Origin of the sequence: Actinoplanes sp. CA-142083, assembly GCF_050942195.1 — a bacterium.
Lineage (GTDB): Bacteria > Actinomycetota > Actinomycetes > Mycobacteriales > Micromonosporaceae > Actinoplanes.
The window spans coordinates 4291898-4308276 of sequence record NZ_CP192076.1 but is presented as its reverse complement, the minus strand read 5'-3'; the positions used below and the strand labels follow the sequence as shown (position 1 = coordinate 4308276).

The window sequence follows — 16379 nt, the reverse complement described above, 5'->3', positions numbered from 1 at the left end:
CCTTTGCTACTGGCGCGTAGCTTCTTGTCAGCGGTCGCCCTTCTTCGGGCGCCTGCGGTAGGCGCCGAGATCGGCGAACCAGTGCGGGTTCTGCCAGTCGCCACCGGCCTGGTCCACCGGGCATCCGGCGGTTCGCAGCCGCTCGGCGACTTTGTTACGCCAGGTCAGCGTTGGATCCACGGTCACGTAGTTGAGGCCGGCCAGATCGGCAGTGCGCCGCATGCCGCCCACCTCGAGGATGATCGTGTGGTCGGGGAGAAGTCCCAGCGCCATGCCGAGCTCGAGAAAGACGTTCGGCCGCGCCTGGCACCCGGCGGAGCGCTCGTCCTCGGTGTCCGAGCCATCGCGCAACTCCGGATGCAATCGCACGACGTCGTCCGGCGTCAGCAACGCGACGACGGCCTGAGCCTCGCGCACCGCCCGGGTGACCACCTCGGCCAGCGACGGCGCGCCCTTCCCGGTCGCGCGGACCAGGTGCTCCCACTCCTGCGGCTTCAGGCCGAGAGCGCGCAGGAAGTCGAAGAGCGCGTCGCGGGCCTCGATGTCCCGGCCGTGGATGACGAAGACCGTGCGCGTATCCTCCGCGAGCCGTTTACTCTTCTCGGGCGCGGCGGCCGGCGCCGCGCTGGTTGCCCTGCCCCGGTTACCGACGACCACGTTGGTGCCTTGCAGGCTTCCGATCTCATTGTGCTGTCCCTTGCCCACCGCTCTCCCCTTTCTGGGCCGGCTTGTCCCCCGCCTTGCCCTTGTGGCCGAAGACGACGTTGTTGGCGTTGAGTTCGCCGATCTTGTTCTGCTGGCGGACAGTCACCCTTTGGATGTCGTCGACCAGCGACGAGGTGTCGATGTTGCGGCCCTTGAGGTAGTCCGCGAGACCGTTGCGCAGCGCCTGCATGAGGAACGCGATGGTCCGGTTGATGTCCTGCACAGCGTTCGGGTAGACGATGACCACGCCTTCCGCCAATTTCTCCCGGATGGAGAAGACGGCGCCATGGCTTATCAGGTGGTCGTGCCGGACGCGGTATTTAGTGTTCAAGGTCGACGAAAGACGGCGGACGAATCGATAGAGGTCGCCGAGAAGGCCCAGGAAACTGCGGATGGCGGCGCGCCAGATGCGGGTCGAACCGCGGCCGGCCGCCGTCGTGCAGTGCGTCCACCAGTCCTGGGGCAAACTCATGAACCACGGCTCGAAGACGAACGCCATCCTGGGAAGGATCAGCGTTTCGGTATGCAGAATCAGATGCTGCCCGGTCAGATCGGCCCGGATGAACAACGTGAGGATGATCTGCTCTTCCCAGTTGAAGACCGGCGCCTGAAGGCAGAGGTAGGTCCGCGTGCCGGCCGTCGGATGGGCGAGGCCGGTGTGCATCTCGTCGAGCGACAGCCAACCGTTCGGCGAGCCGGCGGGCCGGGGAAGCAGCGCCGGGATCTGGTTGAGTTCCTGGCCGTCGACATACATGCGGTAGCCCGACCAGGAGCCGGGAAGGTCCCTGGTCAGAACGGTCCCCCCGATGCTCTGGTGCAAGGACACCAGATCGACCCGCTTGGGCTTCTTCCGAGTGCCGTTCGCTGCGGGCCGGCCCTGGGAGACGTCGATGTTGATCTCGAACTGTTCGAGAGACGAGCCGCTGCCCACGAAGGTGTTCTCCAGGAAGCTCCCCATCCGGCTGGCGAAGTCGTATGCGACGACCCGGGCCAGCGAGTCCTCCGACGACTGCGCCGGCTCGGGTCCATCATGCAGAGCGGCGAGCCGCTTCTCCAGCCGATCCGGCATGGGTGGCGCCTGGTCCCGGGGCATGCGCGGCGCGGCGTCCCCGGCCCGGGGCCCGCTCAACGCCCGGCGGGCCCGGCCCACGACGACGAAGACGTCGACGATGCCGATGACGAGCACAACGCACACGAAGGAGATGACGATCACGGCGTCCTCCCGGCGGAGAGCCCGGGAGAAGCTCTCCGCGGTGATCGTGAGGGCGACGAGGAGAACGAGGACGCAGGCCACGATGACGCGCCGGCCGAACGTCTTCCGGCGCCAGGACCAGCTCAGCGCCTTGCGTACGGTCAGCTTCCGCCGGCGCATGAGACGCCGGATCGCCACGGCTGCCACGATCCATGCCACCGTCGCGCCGGCCGCCAGCAGATAGCCGCGGGCCCACCATCGGGTGACGAGCAGGACGACGAGCGTGAGGACGATCAGGCCGAGGACGATGTCGCGTTCCCGTTGCCAGCGCCGCGCCCGCCACGCGTGCCGGATGACCGCCGTGCTGTCGACGCCGTAATTCGGCCCCCAGGCGCGGTGCCGCTCCCCGAGGAACAGCTCGAGCACGAAGTCGCGGAGGCCGACATTCAGATTCATCGCGGCGCAGAGCTGACGTGTGGGCAGGCTCGAATACGACGAATCAGTGAGATCGCGAAGGCGCACCGTCCGGGTCATCAGGGGATTACCTCCTCGGTCGGGTTCAAGGGCGTCAGGTAACCGGCGTCCGGCACCCGCAGCTGCCGGCGCACCGAGCGATAGAAGTCGAAGAGGGCTGCGAGGGACCGCTCACGAGGGGGATGGAACGGGTGGTCGCTCGCCCGCGGATCCACTCCTGTCGTGGTCAGCACCTGCACGGCCCAGGCGTGCCGCACCACCCGCCGCGCGGCCAGCTGGACCGGCTCGTCCGCCAGGATCCGCACCTCCGCCATCAGCGTCTGGAGACGACCGTGCTGCCGCCGCATCTCCTCCATGACCCCGGAGGCGCCCTCCTGGTCGAGGGTCGCGTGATGTTCCGCGAGATCGAGAATGGTGCGAGCGCACGCCGCGAAATCCGCGCACGTGCCCTGGATCGCCGTATCCCACCGGGTACCCAAGGCCACTCGATGACGCATTTTCTCGATCATGACAGTGGGCACGGCTCCGGCCACCACGCCGAATGCGACCGGCAGCAGCACAAAGGCGCTCTGCCTCCAGTCCCCGTTCATGGCCATTGCCGCCGACCGATGCGCCGGGCCTCGGTGCTCCCGTAGATTCTCCTCATCCGGTAGCCGCCTCTCTCCGTGCCGGAACCCGCGTGCCGCGCCTCAAGGGAAATCCGAACCATGCTTCCCAAAAAAGATCCCCGATGCTTCCGGAACGCTTCCGAAGCGCTTCCGTACGTCGCTGTGCTGGGGCCCGCGGAATTGATCGTGCGGGGCGAGCCGTGGCATCTGCCGCCCCGGTCTCTTGCCGTGTTGCTGCGGCTCGCCGCGGACGCCGGCGAATTCGTGCCGGTGGATCGCATCTATCGAGATCTGTGGGAGGAGAGTCCGCGGACGATCGGGCGCCCCGAACGCACTCAGGTGCAGAAGGCGATCAACGACATCCGCAAGGCTGGGCCGGGCCACGGCGAGGCGTTCATCGAGACCTACCGGCTCGGCCGGACCTCCTCGTACCGGCTCGTGCCGGTACGGGACCGCATCGACTTCCTGCGCTTCGGCGATCTGGTGGAACAGGCACGGAGCTCGGATGCGACGACCGCGGTGGAGCTGCTGCGAGCAGCGTCATCACTCTGGCGGGGCAGCCCGATGCCCGAGGTTGCGCATCTGCCCTTCGCCGAGCCGATCATCCGCAGCCTGCTGGCCCTCCGCGCGGCCGCCGACCGTGAGCTGGCGCAGGCCTGCGTGGAGGTCGGCCGCCATGAGGAGGCGCTCGGCCTCGCCGAGAAGCTCCACACCGCCGCTCCGGACGATCCCGATCTGACCGCGATGGTCGCCGAACTCCGGCGCCGGCGGCGATCCGCCCGGCGGCACCTGCTGCGCAGGGAGGTCCGGGGACCCCAACCGTTCGCGGTGTCGGTGGTGGTGGGCGACATCTTCGCGGAGACCGACGCGCATCTGGTCGTAGGTTTCACCGACACGTTCGACACCGACACGCGGTCGGACATCGTGATCAACGGCCGGTCGCTGCAGGCCGAAGCCGCCCGGCGGCTGTTCCACGGCAACAGGGGCCTGTTGGACCAGAAATTGCAGGCCGCATTGGAAGGCGTCGAACCGCAGGCCCGGGAGAAGCGCGCCGACAAGCGGCGCGGAAAGCTGAAAAGGTACCCGATGGGGACCGTGGCCGTGCTCCGGGCCGACGCCAGGCAGATCTACGCCGTCGCCTACAGCAGGATGGGCAACGATCTGGTCGCCCGCTCGTCGGAACGCGACCTGGCGGTCAGTCTGGAGCGGCTGTGGGACGCCGTCCATCTGCACGGGCAGCTGCGACCGGTGGCCGTGCCGCTGATCGGCGCCGGGCTCTCCCGGATCGCATCGAGCAGACCGGACGAGCTGGTCACGATGCTCATCGAATCCTTCGTCGTCCGCAATCGATCCGCCCGGATCAGCACCGAGTTGCGGGTCGTCCTGCGGCCGGATGACGTGACCAGGATCGACCTGCAGGCGTTACGGGCGCGGCTCGGCGATCACTTCCCGGACCGGTGAGCCCGCGGCCTCCTGCCGGCGGACCGCCCCGGCGCTGCCGATCAGCGTGCCGAGCAGGCCGATCACCAGCGCGACCAGGATGCCCAGCCCCGCATACGCCCAATCGCCCTCGCGGCCGCCGAGACCCAGCGGGCCCAGCAGGTAGCCCTGCCAGCTCAGCCAGCCCGCGAAGGAGTTCGTGACCAAGCCCCAGCCGATCGCGGTGCCGGCGATGACCAAGGTCAAGGGCAGCGCGCGTACGTCTCCGTACCGCCCACGCGGGTCGAACAGCTCGGCCTCGGCGTAGTCGCGGCGGCGCAGTGCCACGTCGGCCACCATCACGCCGCACCACGCGGCGATCGGAACGCCCAAAGTGATCAGGAAGCCCTGGAAGGCGCCGATGAAGCTGCTGCCGAAGAAGACCACGTAGATGGTGCCGGCGACCATGATGACGCCATCTACCGCGGCGGCCAGGTAGCGCGGGATGCGGACGCCTGCCGTCAGCAGGGCCAGGCCGGAAGAGTAGATGTCGAGGACGGCGCCGCCGATCAGGCCCAGCACGGCGGCGATCGCGAACGGGACCAGGAACCACGTGGGCAGCAGCGTGGTGAGGGCGCCGATGGGATCCGCGCCGATCGCGGTGGCCAGGTCGGTGGAGGAGCCGGCCAGGAGCAGGCCGAAGATCAGCAGCACGACCGGGCCGAGGGCGCCGCCGAAGGTGGTCCAGCCGAACACGCCGCGGGCCGAGGCCGAGCGGGGCAGGTAGCGGGAGTAGTCGGCGGCCGCGTTGACCCAGCCCAGGCCGAAACCGGTCATCAGGAAGACCAAGGCGCCGATCACTTGCTGGGCGGAGCCCGAGGGCAGCGCCGACACGGTCGACCAGTGGATGTGGTCGGCGGCCAGCACCATGTAGACCACCGTCAGCACGGCCGCCACCACGGTGATCACGGCCTGCAGGCGCATCACGACGGCGAAGCCGGCCACGCCGGCCAGCACGGTGATGGCCGAGACGACGATCAGCGCGACCACCTTGGTGCCGGTGCCGCCGCCCCAGCCGAGCCGGGTGAACACCGTGGACGTGGCGAGCGTGGCCAGGATGACCAGCACCGTCTCCCAGCCCACGGTGAGCAGCCAGGACAGCGCGGCGGTGAGCCGGTTGCCGTTGACCCCGAAGGCGGCCCGCGACAGCACCATCGTCGGCGCCGAGCCGCGCTTGCCGGCCAGCGCGATGATGCCGCAGAGCGCGAACGAGACCACGATGCCGACGACCCCGGCGATCACGGCCTGCCAGAACGAGACGCCGAAGGCCAGCGTGAACGCGCCGTAGCTGACGCCCAGAACGGAGATGTTGGACGCGAACCAGGGCCAGAACAACGACCGGGGCTCGCCGGAGCGCTCGCTCTCCGGAACAACCTCGATGCCGATCATCTCGATACCGCTGCCGGCCATCGTCCACCGCCTCGTGCGGGCCCTCTCACCGGGGCATCTGATCACATCCTGCTCCGCCGGGGCCCGCGATCATAGATGTCGGCCGCTGTCTGTTGCGACACGTGTGGATCAGGGGTGGACGACGACCTTCAGGCCGGTGCGGGCGGCGGCCGCCGTCAGCGCCTTGTCGATCTCGGTCAGCGGAAAGGCCGACGACACCAGCGAAGTCAGGTCCAGCAGGCGACGCGAGACCAGGTCGATCGCGCGCGGGTAGACCTCGCCCATCCGGCGGGACAGCACGAGCGTGAGGCCCTTGCGGCGGGCGATGGAAGCCGGGAACGACGTTCGGTCGCCGTCGGGGATGCCGACCAGGATGACGCGGGCGCCGGGTTTGGCGGCGCGCAGCGCGGTATCGACGGCGGAGTCGGAGCCGGAGACCTCGAAGACGAGGTCGGCCTGGGTGGCGTCGAGCGGCTCGGCGCCCAGGCCGATCGCGGCATCGAGCCGATGCGGGAGGGGTTCCGCGGCGTAGACCTGGGTGGCGCCGGCGAGGCGGGCGAGCTGGATCAGCATGAGACCGATCGGGCCGCAGCCGACCACCGCGACCGTCTGGGCGAGGCGAGGACGGGCCATATCGTACGCGTGGAGGGCGACGCCCAACGGCTCGAGCAGGGCGCCCTCGTCGCCACCGATCGTGTCGGGCAGGGCGTGCAGGCGGTGGGTCGGCCAGGCCATCAGCTGGCGCAGGCCACCGTCGCAGGTGCCGTGCCCGGCGAAGACGATGTTCAGGCACAGGTTCGGGTCGCCGGCAAGGCACGGCTCGCAATGCATGCACGGTATGGCGGGGTCGATTGCGACGCGCCGGCCGTCGAGCTCGCCGCCACGGACGACGCCGGCCATCTCGTGGCCGAGCACCAGCGGGCGGGCGACGACGGCGTCGCCGATGCCGCCCTCGGTGAACCAGTGCAGGTCGGAGCCGCACAGCCCGACGCTGGTCACCTCGACCAGCGACTCGCCCTGGCCGGGAACCGGGTCGTTCTCGTCGGTCAGCCGGACATCGCCGGCGCCGTGGAGTCGGGCTGCGCGCATGGTGTGAACGATAGATCAGGAAACGCCGCCGTCGCGAAGCGTGCGGCGGGCATCCCGGACGACGGCCAGGTCGACCATCCGGCCGTTCGCGTCGAGGCAGACCCCGCCGCCGGCCGCCTCGAAGCGGGACACCAGGTCGCGGGCCGCCTCCAGTTCCGAAGAGGACGGCGTGAAGACCTCGTTCACCACCGGAATCTGGGCGGGATGGATGCAGGCGCGGCCCCGGAAGCCGAGCCGTTTCAGCGCGAGCGTGGTGTGCCGCAGCCGGTCGAGATCGCGGAAGTCGGTGGTCACCGCCGCTGCCGGGGGCTCGATGCCGGCGGCCGAAGAGGCAAGGACAACCATTGACCGTACGTGTAAAAGCTCTCGCTCGTCCTCGCCCAGCGTGACTCCTATCTCCGCCGCGAGATCGGCCTCGCCGATCTGCAGACGACTCACCCGGGGCGCCGCCGCCAGGGCGGGCGCGGAGAGGATGGCCTGGGCGGTCTCGAGCAGCGGAATCAGGTCGATCGAGCGGCGATGCAGCCCGGCCCCGACTTCGGCCCGGTCAAGACATGCCGATATTTCCGACAATTGCGCGACGGTGCTCGCCTTGGCCACCATCAGTCCACGCAGAGCGGGACAGACGACAGCGAGTGCATCCGCAATGCCCGTTTCGGCGGGGTTTATCCGAACATAGACCGAGGAGCCGGCGTCCAAGGTCCGCAGCCACCGGGCCACATCGTCGCGAGCCGACGACTTCTCGGCGGGCGGGACCGCATCCTCGAGGTCCACTATGAGCGCGTCGGCCCCGCGCGAAAGGGCCGACGACAACTTCGGAGGGCGATTCCCCGGCACGTACAGGAAAGACCTCATCCGATCGAAGCCGCGCCGGAGAGCAACGCCCGCGCGATCACGATGCGTTGGATGTCGTTGGTGCCCTCGCCGATCATCATGAGCGGCGCGTCCCGGTAGAGCCGCTCCACGACGAACTCCTTCGAGTACCCGTACCCGCCGTGCACCTGCATCGATGCGAGCGCGCAAGCCATCGCCGCCTCGGAGGCGACCATCTTCGCCATCCCGGCCTCCATGTCGACCCGATGGCCGCCGTCGGCGCGGGCGGCGGCCCAGTACACGAGCAACCGGGCGGCCTGCACCTGGCTGGCCATCTCCGCGATCTTCAGCTGGATGGCCTGGAAGTCGCCGATTGCCTTGCCGAACGCGCGACGCTGCCCCGCATAGCGCAGCGCCTCGTCATAGGCGGCTTGAGCGATGCCGAGGGCGCGAGCGGCCACGTTGATGCGTCCCGTCTCGAGACCCGAGAGCACCTGCTGCATGCCGCGCCCCTCGACGCCGCCGAGCAGCTGCGACGCGGGCACCCGTACGTCTTCCAGCAGCACCTCGCACGATTCGGTGCCCTTGTAGCCGAGCTTGGGCAGGTCCCGCTCGACCCTGAATCCCGGCGTTCGGGCGTCGACCAGGATGACCGACATGCCCTTGTGCGCCGGCGACGCCGACGGGTCGGTCTTGCAGAGCACCGGCAGCGGGTCGGCGTACCGCGCGTTGGTGATCCAGGTTTTGCGGCCGTTGAGCACGTAGTGGTCGCCGTCGCGGACCGCCGTCGTCGCGATGCCCTGGAGGTCGGTTCCGGCATCCGGTTCGGTCAGGGCGATTCCCGTACGCCGGCGGCCGCTCGCCAGATCGGGCAGGTACGCCGCCTTCTGCGCCTCGGTGCCGTGCCGGGCGATGAGCCAGCAGGACAGCGAGTGGCTGCCGAGGATCCCCGCCACCCCCATCCATCCCTTGGCGATCTCCTCGAACACCAGCGCGAACGAGATCATGTCGGCGCCGAGCCCGCCGTACTCCTCGGGCACGGTCAGCCCGAACAGGCCCATCTCCCGCATCGTCTCGACGATCTCGGTGGGATAGCGGCCGGACGCCTCCCATTCCTGCGCCACCGGCCGGATCTCCCGGTCCACGAAGTCACGCAGCACCTGGCGGAACAGGCGCTGCTCGTCGCTGAGCTCAAAGTCCATCGTCGGCACTCCGGAAGACGGGCAGGTGACGCCCGTCGGGCAGCGCCCGCCAGGCGAGGTGGACAGTTTGGTCGCAGCGTGGGTCATCGATGCCATCGAGATGGGTCAGCACGATCGGCCCCTCGGTGAGCCGCACCCTGGCCAGCGTGTAGGGCGCCTCGGCTCGCTCCACGACGGTGAAGCTGTCGATCACCCCGTCGCCTGCCGCTTCGACGAAGACAAGGTCATCGCCGCCGCAGCCGGTGCAGACGACACGCGGATAATGCTGATATTTCCGACATCTCGTGCAATGTTGGATCAGGAGGCGACGCTCGCGTGTGGCCTCCCACCAAACCGGCGCCGTCATGAGACCCCCAGGATCACGGTCGCATGGCTGGAGAAGATGCCGCCGGTGCCGTGCACGAGAGCCGTGCGCGCATTTGGCACCTGCCGCTCGCCACCGGAGCCGCGCAGCTGACGCACCGCCTCGACCAGCAGCAACACCCCGAGCTGGCCGGGATGGCAACAGGCCAGCCCTCCCCCACCCGTGTTGTGCGGCTTGTCCGCATAGAGACCCTCACCCGCCCCCGCGAAGCCCAGCGCCTCCATCCCCAGCGGCACCGAGATCGTGAACGAGTCATACAGCTGAACCACGTCGATCTCGTCCGGCGTGAGCCCGGCCCGCGCGAAGGCCCGCCGTCCCGAGTCGACAGCCCCCGTGCGCAGCAGGTCGGGCGCGGTGGCCATCCCGGTGTGGGTGAGCGATTCCCCGTACCCGAGGACCTCGACGCCCCGCGACTGCGAGGTCAGCACGATCGCCCCGCCCCCGTCCGTGACCAGGCAGCAGTCGAGCTTGCCGAGCGGCGACGAGATCATCGGCGCTTCGAGGACCTCGTCGACGGTGAGCGGGCCCTTCCCGTAGGTCCAGGCCGCCGGATTCAGCTGCGCCTTCGCGCGCGCCGCGACCGCCACCTCAGCCAGATCGGCTCGGCCGAGCCCGTAGGTGTGCAGATACCGCTGGGCCACCATGGCGTAATAGGAGATCGGGTACAGCGGCCGATACGGCTCCTCGAAGTCCGCCTCCGGCGTCCCTTCCTCGAAAACCCCGGTCATCTTGCGCGAGCGGGCGGTGCGCTGGTTCGACGCGTACGAGATGACGACCGTCCCGCACTGCCCCGCCTCGATGGCCTGGGCCGCCCGCGCCACGTACATCTCGAAGACCGCGCCCCCGGCGAACGTGGAATCGCTCCACGCCGGCCGGATCCCCAGATAGTCGGCCAGCTGGGTCGCGGAGAAGCGCGAGATCCCGTTGGTGGCCAGCCCGTCCACCTCACTCAGCGGGATCCCCGCGTCGGCGAGCGCCCGCGTCACCGCCTGCGTCTGCAACTCGAGCACGCTCTTGCCGGTCTGCCCGAGGTCGCATTCCGCCACTCCCACGATGGCCACGCTCATGGCAGCCGTACCGTGGCCGACGCCGGCGCGACCGCGACCCGGCCGTCGCCGACCACCTCCACCCGCAGGTCCACCTCGGCGATCCCGGCGTCCATCCGCGCCGGCACTCCCACGCACCGGATGGTCTCCCCCGCGAACACCAGGTTCTTGAAGCGGAACGAGAGCGCCGTGACGACCGCCTCCGGCCCGAACCATCCCCGCAACGCGATCGCCAGATAGGCCCCGAAGACCTGCCCGTCCACGACCGGCCGGTCCAGGCCGCGGCCGGCGAGGTAGGCGCTGTCGTAGTGCAGCCGGTGCCAGTCCCACGTCGCCCCCGCGTAGGCGACCATGTCCGGCAGCTCGATCGTGCGGACCAGAGGCTCGAACTCAACGCTCGACATAGATCAGCGTCTCCTCGTTGGTGGCCAGCATGCGCCCGTCCTGGTCGGTGTAAGCCGCGATCGAGGTCACTACCAGCATGCGCTTGCCCGATCCGGTCACCCGCTCGTCCATGCCGGCGAGCCGCCACGTCGCGGTGACGACGTCGTCCGGCCCGACCGGACGCTCGAACGTGTAGGAGTTGCCGCCCCGGACCAGGCGCGTGCCCGGCACTGCCAAGCCCCAGCTGTGCCCGGCGTAGCCCTCGGCGTCGCGCGGCAGCCCCGCGTACTGGTTGGTCTCGCAGATCAGCGTCGGCGGCGCGACCTCACCCGACAGGTGCGCGGGATCGGTGTCCCCGGTGGCCAGCGCGAAGTACCGGATCGAGGCCCGCCCCAGCGGCTCGGGCGCCGTGTAGACGGCCTCCTCCCCGATCCGGGCGGCGAGCGCCGGGGTCAGCAATGTGGTCACGACGGCACCACCGCGGGGATCGTCTCCAGCAGGAACTCGGGCCGCAGCAGCGCCGAGCACACGACCGAGGTCACCGCCGCGTTCGGGAAATGCTTCTCCCGCAGTGCCCGGGTGCGGTGATATTCGGCGGCCGCGCTCGGTGTCACGTACTCGATCAAGCTGGAAACCCCGGACCCGGACGCGCCTCCCGCGGCCAGCACCGTCTCGACGCTCGCGTAGATGTACTCCGCCTGCGCGACCAGATCGCCGTCGTGCAACGCGAGCTGGCTGACCGGGTCGAGCGCCCCGAAGCCGGACATGAAGAGCTTGTCCCCCGCCCGCACCGCCGGGTTGTAGGTGAGCGTCTCGTAGCGCTCCCACCCCGGATTGACCACCGACAGCGGCCCGGTCGCCGCGAGCGCGTCGATCGCCACCCGCGCGCCCTTCTCGACGGGCAGATCGACGAGGATTCCGGCCGCCCCCGGATGGATCGGCCCGAGCACCTCCCTGCGAGGCCGCCCGCAGCGCGGATATTCGGCGCGCGTGGCCGTGGCGGTGTGGTCGATGGTCCGGGTGAGCGCCGCCGGCGTGAGACCGGCGAGGTCGAGCAGCGCCGCGATCCGGTCGAGGCACCAGCGGTACTGCTCGCGGAACTCCCCCTGCGTCGTGTGCACGCTGGGCAGGTAGACGATGCCGTCGGCGACGCGCAAGGCGTCGCCTCCGCCCGCGCTTCCGGCGAGGGTGCCGCCGCCGGGGTGGGCGCTCACCCCCAGCGCGTACGGGTCGTCGCGCCCCACGATCGCCTCGACCGGCACCCGGGAGACCGGAACCTGATGCCCCGCGAACGCGATCTGCCGTGCCCGCGCGAGCGAGATGTCCGGGCTGGTCACGTACTCGGTGACGTGCACGATGTCGCCGATGCCGAGGCCCCTGTCGTCGAGCGCCGCGGCAAGTGCTGGATATCCGGCCACGGCCGGCAGGTAGGTGGTCACGCGAGGCACCCTTCGATCGCATCCAGCAGGTTGTCCGGACCGGCGTCGACGGCCGCGAAGACGCCGGCTGCCTTCGGCCCGAGGTTGGCGGCGGCCTTCTCCCGCACGCCCGGGCCGGCCGCGCTGTCCACGATGGACAGACGGCCGTTGACAGTGACGATGCCGGGCGCGTCGGCCGGGACCTCGGCGCTGTCCTTTGTGTCGACCTCGATGCGGGCGGCGAGGTCGAGCAGATCGGGCCGGTCCAGGTGGTCGAAGGTGTCCAGATCCACGCGCCCGTCGATCAGCATGGCGGCTACGCAGAAGTAGACGCTGAACTTCGCTTCGTAGGCGCTGCGTGGTCGCCGCTTCTCCGGCCCTCCGATGATCGGCATCGCGCCGGGGTGAAGGGTGACGCCGACCCGCCTTGTGGACAGCCGCGCAAAAATGTCGGTGGGTGGTGGTTGAATCGCCCCACCCACAACGGGTGGGGCCGGGCCCGGGCCTGTGGACAGGCGCTCAAAAATGTCAGTGGTGGGTGGTTGAATCGGCCCACCCACAGAGGGTGGGGCAGGGGCAGGGGCCAGAGCGCGGGCGGCGTCGAGCGACGCGTGCGAGAGCTGGCAACACGGGTAGTGCTTGATGGCGATCCGGGTGGTCTCCCACCGGCGGCCCAGCCCGCCCAGCAAGACCTCGCGGTCGGGAGCGCGGGCGGCGAGCGCCTGATAGAGGCCGAATTTGCCGTCGAGGGCGCCGGCCGGGCCGGTCGCGCCGGCGGCGGCGAGGCGGGCGGCGAGGATGCCGTTGGCGACGGCCGTTCCCGGGTGCAGTTGCTTGGTGCTGGCCGGGCTGTGCAGGAATTCCAGCAGCCCGGCGGCCCCACTGGCCGCGATGCCGATGGCGGCGGTCATGGTCGGAGCGTCCAGGCCGTAGAGCCGGCCCGCGGTGACGGCGGCGGCCACCGGGCCACAGATCGAGGTGGCGTGCAGCCCCCGGGTGTGAAAGCCGTGCGGCGCGGCCGCGCCCAGCCGGCAGACGGTTTCCAGGCCGGCCACCAAAGCGGTCAGCATCTCCTCCCCGGGCGATTGGCCCGCGACGCCGCCGGACGCAGCGCCACCGCCGCGCCCCGCGTCACCGCGCCCGTTGCCGCCGCGCCCAATGCCAGCGCGCTCGGCGCTGACCTGTTCGCCTACCGCGAGCGCCACCGGCACGGTGACCGCCGAGGCGTGCACCAACCCGCCCGGGTGGGTGTCGTCGAAGTCGAGCGCGTGCACCGCGACCGCATTCCCGAAGGCGGCCGCCACCGCGCCGAGCCGGGCGCCCGTGAAGAGCCGCGCCTCCGGCGGGCCGCCCAGGCCTTCCGCGACAGCGAGGGCCGGAGAGGCCGCTCCGCGCCGGATGCCGGCCACCGCGCACCCCACCGCGTCGACGAGATGTGCGCGGGCCGCATTGACGACCTCCGCCGGCAGGTCGGCGAACCGCAATCCCGCGGCCCACTCGGCGATTTCCTCGGCGGCGGTCATCCGAAAGCCCCACCCGCGCGCAACGACTCCACCCGGGACTCGTCGTAGCCCAGCAACTCGGCCACATACGACAGGTCCTCGCCGCGACGCGGAGCGCGGCGATAGGAGGGCGGCATCGAACCCACCCGGACCGGGGAGGCGACCTGCCTCACCGTGCCGTAGTGCGGATGCGACGTGTCCACGACCATCGAACGCGCCAGCGTGTGCGGGTCGCGCAGGGCCTCGGCAACGTCGTTGACCGGGCCGCACGGAACCCCGGCCGGCTCCAGCAGGGCCAGCCAGAAAGCCGTGTCGCGGGTGGCGAAGGTCTTGTCGAGCAGCCCCAGCAACTCCGAAGCGTGCGCACGGCGGCTGGCAAAGGTGGCGAAGCGCGGATCCGACAACGAGGGCAGGGCGAGCGCCGCGACGAGGCGCTGCCAGAACTTCTCCTTGGCGCAGCCCACCACGATCCAGCCGTCGGCGGTCGGAAACACCTGGAACGGCACCAGCGACGGGTGCGCGGAATGGTGGGTGCGCGCGGGGGTGAAGCCCTCGTTGAGGTGCCAGGCCGCGGGATATGTGAGCATGCCGATCGCGGTGTCGAAGAGGCTGACGTCGCAGTCCATGCCGACGCCGTCACGGCGGGCGGCGTGCACCCCGGCCAGCAGCGAGATGGCCGCCACGAAGCCGCCGGAGTAGTCGACCAGCGAGAGTCCCGACTTGGTGGGCGGGCCGCCGGGCTCGCCGGTCAACTCCATCCAACCGGCGAGGCCCTGGAGGATGTAGTCGTAGCCTGGCTGCGAAGCACGCGGGCCGGTCATGCCGAAGCCGGTCAGCGAGCAACAGACGATCGCCGGGTTGAGGTGCTCGAGCTGGGCGTACGTGATGCCGATCTTCGCCGGCACGTCGCCGCGGAGGTTGGAGTAGACCGCGTCCGCGCTGCGCACCAGGTCGTCGAAGACCGAGCGGCCGGCAGGAGTGGCGAGGTCCAGCGACAGCGAGCGCTTGCCGCGGTTGAAGGTCTCGAAGAACAGCGAGTCCTCGCCGTGGTTGTACGGGGGCACGTAGCGGCCGACGTCGCCGCCGGACAGCGGCTCCTCGATCTTGATGACTTCGGCGCCCAGGTCGGCCAGGTGCACCGAGCCGAACGGGCCGGCGCCGTACTGCTCGACCGCGATGATGCGGATGTCCTCAAGGGGTCTCATGACATGCTCCCGACCAGCTCGAGAAGGCTTTTCTGGGCGTCGCGCACCTCGTCGGCGGCGAGGCCGTAGGAGGGTGGCGACAGCTTGACCGCGTCCGCCAGACCGGAAAAATCCGAAATGCGCGAAGCGCAGAACGAAGGGGTGCCTGCGATGGCGTACGCGTCAATCATGTCGTCGGGAACCAGATCTCCCAGCGCATCGGCCGGCCGCCCGGAACGCAGCGCGGCGGAGGCCGCGGCAGTGACGGCGCCGAAGCCCCCGGCCGCGAACATGTCGGCGTAAGAGCGGACCGAGGCGTAGAAGCCGACGACATTGGCTGCGCGGCGGCGAGCCTCAAAAGCGTCGGCGGAAACCGAACAGCACGCGGCGGCCACGACATCGAAAGCGCGCCGCTCCCGCCCGGACCGGTCGAGGCCGACCGCGAGCGCCGGCCAGATCCGGGTCCGCAGCGCGGCGGGCGGGCAGATCTCGTGCGACAGCCAGCCGTCGGCGACCTCCCCGGCCAGCCGCACGAGCCGAGGCCCCACTGCCGCCAGATAGATCGGGATGTTCGGACGAACGGGCGGGTAGGGCCGCCGCCAGCCGTGCACCGAAATGGACCGCACGCCGGAGTGCACGAGAGGATCTCCGCCCGCCAGCACGGCCCGCACGATCGCGACCGTGTCCCGCAGCCGGGCCACGGGCTGGTCGAAGGCAACCCCGTGCCAGTCGCGATTGAGCCGCCCGACCCCCGTGCCGAGCCCGAGCCGGAAGCGCCCGCCCGACAGCTCGTCGAGGTCGGCGGCCGACAAGGCGGTCAGCATCGCGCTGCGGGCGAAGGCGAGCGCGATCCCGGTGCCCACCCCGACACGAGAGGTCGCCGTGGCCAGCGCGGCCGCCACCACGGGAGCGCTGCGATGCAGCTCGGGCGCCCACGCCACGCCGGCGCCCGCCGCTTCCGCATCGCGGGCCGCGGAGAGCAGCTCGGCGAGGCTCTCTCCCCAGGGCTGGACGTCCAGCCGCATCACTCAGCTCCGGGCCCGTGACCCCGGCGGTACACGAACATCGACCGCTTCCAGGTGATGACGTCGACGCCGTCCTGGTTGAAGCCGGTGGTGGCGCAGGTGACGATGCCGGCGTAGGGCCGCGAGCCCGACTCTCGTGCCGCAAGCACGGTCGACTTGGCGTAGATGGTGTCGCCGACGAACACCGGGTTGGGCATGACGATGCTCTCCCAGCCGAGGTTCGCGAACGCGTGCTGGCTGATGTCGATCACCGACAGCCCGGTCACGATCGCCACCGTGAGCGTCGAATTGACCAGCAGTTTCCCGTACGGCGTACCCGCCGCGTAATCCGCGTTGAAGTGGGACTGGTTGGTGTTCATCGTCAGCAGCGTGAACCAGGTGTTGTCCGCCTCGGAGATGGTCCGGCCCCACGGATGCCGGTACTCGTCACCGACCGCGAAGTCTTCGAAATATCGGCCGACCATGGGTCAGGACGCTAGCCACGCGAGATCCGCCCGGTCAAGGG

The 16379-nt window shown here is 70.2% G+C and carries 17 protein-coding genes; 1 reads left to right on the top strand and 16 read right to left on the bottom strand.

Going from position 1 to position 16379, the window contains the following annotated elements; genetic code table 11:
* Window positions 1–27: 27 nt before the first annotated feature.
* From ACQPZX_RS19750 to ACQPZX_RS19740, 3 genes are read right to left on the bottom strand one after another with little or no spacing between them, the layout of a single operon-like run.
* Window positions 28–705, bottom strand: a complete 678-nt coding sequence (locus ACQPZX_RS19750) for a TIR domain-containing protein (RefSeq protein WP_433382849.1) — start codon at window positions 703–705, stop codon at window positions 28–30.
* Entirely contained in the window at window positions 683–2431 is a 1749-nt protein-coding gene (locus ACQPZX_RS19745; protein WP_433382846.1) for a hypothetical protein, read from the bottom strand. Before ACQPZX_RS19745 ends, ACQPZX_RS19750 begins: the two co-directional genes overlap by 23 nt.
* Window positions 2431–2868 carry a hypothetical protein gene (locus tag ACQPZX_RS19740; RefSeq protein WP_433382843.1) on the bottom strand — a complete coding sequence of 146 codons (438 nt, stop codon included), beginning with the start codon at window positions 2866–2868 and terminating at the stop codon, window positions 2431–2433. The genes ACQPZX_RS19745 and ACQPZX_RS19740 overlap by 1 nt, the downstream gene beginning before the upstream one ends.
* Window positions 2869–3141: 273 nt before the next feature.
* Here ACQPZX_RS19740 and ACQPZX_RS19735 point away from each other — a divergent pair, with 273 nt between their 5' ends.
* Window positions 3142–4440: a macro domain-containing protein gene (locus tag ACQPZX_RS19735; protein WP_433382840.1), complete on the top strand. Its 1299-nt coding sequence runs from the start codon at window positions 3142–3144 to the stop codon at window positions 4438–4440.
* Here ACQPZX_RS19735 and ACQPZX_RS19730 read toward each other — a convergent pair.
* From ACQPZX_RS19730 to ACQPZX_RS19670, 13 genes are all read right to left on the bottom strand, one after another.
* Complete coding sequence (locus ACQPZX_RS19730; protein WP_433382837.1) at window positions 4402–5868, bottom strand: purine-cytosine permease family protein; 1467 nt, start codon at window positions 5866–5868, stop codon at window positions 4402–4404. The genes ACQPZX_RS19735 and ACQPZX_RS19730 overlap by 39 nt on opposite strands.
* Before the next feature lie 108 nt (window positions 5869–5976).
* Window positions 5977–6936, bottom strand: coding sequence for a zinc-dependent alcohol dehydrogenase (locus tag ACQPZX_RS19725; RefSeq protein ID WP_433382834.1), 960 nt, complete (start codon window positions 6934–6936; stop codon window positions 5977–5979).
* A gap of 15 nt (window positions 6937–6951) precedes the next feature.
* A complete protein-coding gene (locus ACQPZX_RS19720) occupies window positions 6952–7791 on the bottom strand; it encodes an HpcH/HpaI aldolase/citrate lyase family protein (protein ID WP_433382831.1) in 840 nt (279 codons plus the stop codon).
* Entirely contained in the window at window positions 7788–8951 is a 1164-nt protein-coding gene (locus ACQPZX_RS19715) for an acyl-CoA dehydrogenase family protein (RefSeq protein WP_433382828.1), read from the bottom strand. The genes ACQPZX_RS19720 and ACQPZX_RS19715 overlap by 4 nt, the downstream gene beginning before the upstream one ends.
* Window positions 8941–9297: a Zn-ribbon domain-containing OB-fold protein gene (locus tag ACQPZX_RS19710; protein ID WP_433382825.1), complete on the bottom strand. Its 357-nt coding sequence runs from the start codon at window positions 9295–9297 to the stop codon at window positions 8941–8943. The genes ACQPZX_RS19715 and ACQPZX_RS19710 overlap by 11 nt, the downstream gene beginning before the upstream one ends.
* A complete protein-coding gene (locus ACQPZX_RS19705; protein WP_433382823.1) occupies window positions 9294–10382 on the bottom strand; it encodes a thiolase C-terminal domain-containing protein in 1089 nt (362 codons plus the stop codon). Before ACQPZX_RS19705 ends, ACQPZX_RS19710 begins: the two co-directional genes overlap by 4 nt.
* Window positions 10379–10765: a MaoC family dehydratase gene (locus ACQPZX_RS19700; RefSeq protein WP_433382820.1), complete on the bottom strand. Its 387-nt coding sequence runs from the start codon at window positions 10763–10765 to the stop codon at window positions 10379–10381. The genes ACQPZX_RS19705 and ACQPZX_RS19700 overlap by 4 nt, the downstream gene beginning before the upstream one ends.
* Window positions 10752–11213 (bottom strand): FAS1-like dehydratase domain-containing protein, encoded by a 462-nt coding sequence (locus ACQPZX_RS19695; RefSeq protein WP_433382817.1) that lies wholly within the window; start codon window positions 11211–11213, stop codon window positions 10752–10754. The genes ACQPZX_RS19700 and ACQPZX_RS19695 overlap by 14 nt, the downstream gene beginning before the upstream one ends.
* Entirely contained in the window at window positions 11210–12184 is a 975-nt protein-coding gene (locus ACQPZX_RS19690) for a RidA family protein (RefSeq protein WP_433382814.1), read from the bottom strand. Before ACQPZX_RS19690 ends, ACQPZX_RS19695 begins: the two co-directional genes overlap by 4 nt.
* Window positions 12181–13686 (bottom strand): MmgE/PrpD family protein, encoded by a 1506-nt coding sequence (locus tag ACQPZX_RS19685; RefSeq protein WP_433382811.1) that lies wholly within the window; start codon window positions 13684–13686, stop codon window positions 12181–12183. Before ACQPZX_RS19685 ends, ACQPZX_RS19690 begins: the two co-directional genes overlap by 4 nt.
* Window positions 13683–14870: a CaiB/BaiF CoA transferase family protein gene (locus ACQPZX_RS19680; protein ID WP_433382808.1), complete on the bottom strand. Its 1188-nt coding sequence runs from the start codon at window positions 14868–14870 to the stop codon at window positions 13683–13685. Before ACQPZX_RS19680 ends, ACQPZX_RS19685 begins: the two co-directional genes overlap by 4 nt.
* On the bottom strand, window positions 14867–15874 hold the full coding sequence (locus tag ACQPZX_RS19675; RefSeq protein ID WP_433382805.1) for an LLM class flavin-dependent oxidoreductase: 1008 nt from the start codon (window positions 15872–15874) through the stop codon (window positions 14867–14869). The genes ACQPZX_RS19680 and ACQPZX_RS19675 overlap by 4 nt, the downstream gene beginning before the upstream one ends.
* Window positions 15874–16338: a MaoC family dehydratase gene (locus ACQPZX_RS19670; protein ID WP_433382802.1), complete on the bottom strand. Its 465-nt coding sequence runs from the start codon at window positions 16336–16338 to the stop codon at window positions 15874–15876. The genes ACQPZX_RS19675 and ACQPZX_RS19670 overlap by 1 nt, the downstream gene beginning before the upstream one ends.
* Window positions 16339–16379 lie beyond the last annotated feature (41 nt).

Coding starts and splice junctions, on each gene's coding strand:
- ACQPZX_RS19710 (WP_433382825.1), bottom strand. CDS start 9,297: ATGACGGCGCCGGTTTGGTGGGAGGCCACACGCGAGCGTCGCCTCCTG.
- ACQPZX_RS19675 (WP_433382805.1), bottom strand. CDS start 15,874: ATGCGGCTGGACGTCCAGCCCTGGGGAGAGAGCCTCGCCGAGCTGCTC.
- ACQPZX_RS19700 (WP_433382820.1), bottom strand. CDS start 10,765: ATGTCGAGCGTTGAGTTCGAGCCTCTGGTCCGCACGATCGAGCTGCCG.
- ACQPZX_RS19680 (WP_433382808.1), bottom strand. CDS start 14,870: ATGAGACCCCTTGAGGACATCCGCATCATCGCGGTCGAGCAGTACGGC.
- ACQPZX_RS19720 (WP_433382831.1), bottom strand. CDS start 7,791: ATGAGGTCTTTCCTGTACGTGCCGGGGAATCGCCCTCCGAAGTTGTCG.
- ACQPZX_RS19670 (WP_433382802.1), bottom strand. CDS start 16,338: ATGGTCGGCCGATATTTCGAAGACTTCGCGGTCGGTGACGAGTACCGG.
- ACQPZX_RS19730 (WP_433382837.1), bottom strand. CDS start 5,868: ATGGCCGGCAGCGGTATCGAGATGATCGGCATCGAGGTTGTTCCGGAG.
- ACQPZX_RS19685 (WP_433382811.1), bottom strand. CDS start 13,686: ATGACCGCCGCCGAGGAAATCGCCGAGTGGGCCGCGGGATTGCGGTTC.
- ACQPZX_RS19725 (WP_433382834.1), bottom strand. CDS start 6,936: ATGCGCGCAGCCCGACTCCACGGCGCCGGCGATGTCCGGCTGACCGAC.
- ACQPZX_RS19740 (WP_433382843.1), bottom strand. CDS start 2,868: ATGCGTCATCGAGTGGCCTTGGGTACCCGGTGGGATACGGCGATCCAG.
- ACQPZX_RS19715 (WP_433382828.1), bottom strand. CDS start 8,951: ATGGACTTTGAGCTCAGCGACGAGCAGCGCCTGTTCCGCCAGGTGCTG.
- ACQPZX_RS19705 (WP_433382823.1), bottom strand. CDS start 10,382: ATGAGCGTGGCCATCGTGGGAGTGGCGGAATGCGACCTCGGGCAGACC.
- ACQPZX_RS19745 (WP_433382846.1), bottom strand. CDS start 2,431: ATGACCCGGACGGTGCGCCTTCGCGATCTCACTGATTCGTCGTATTCG.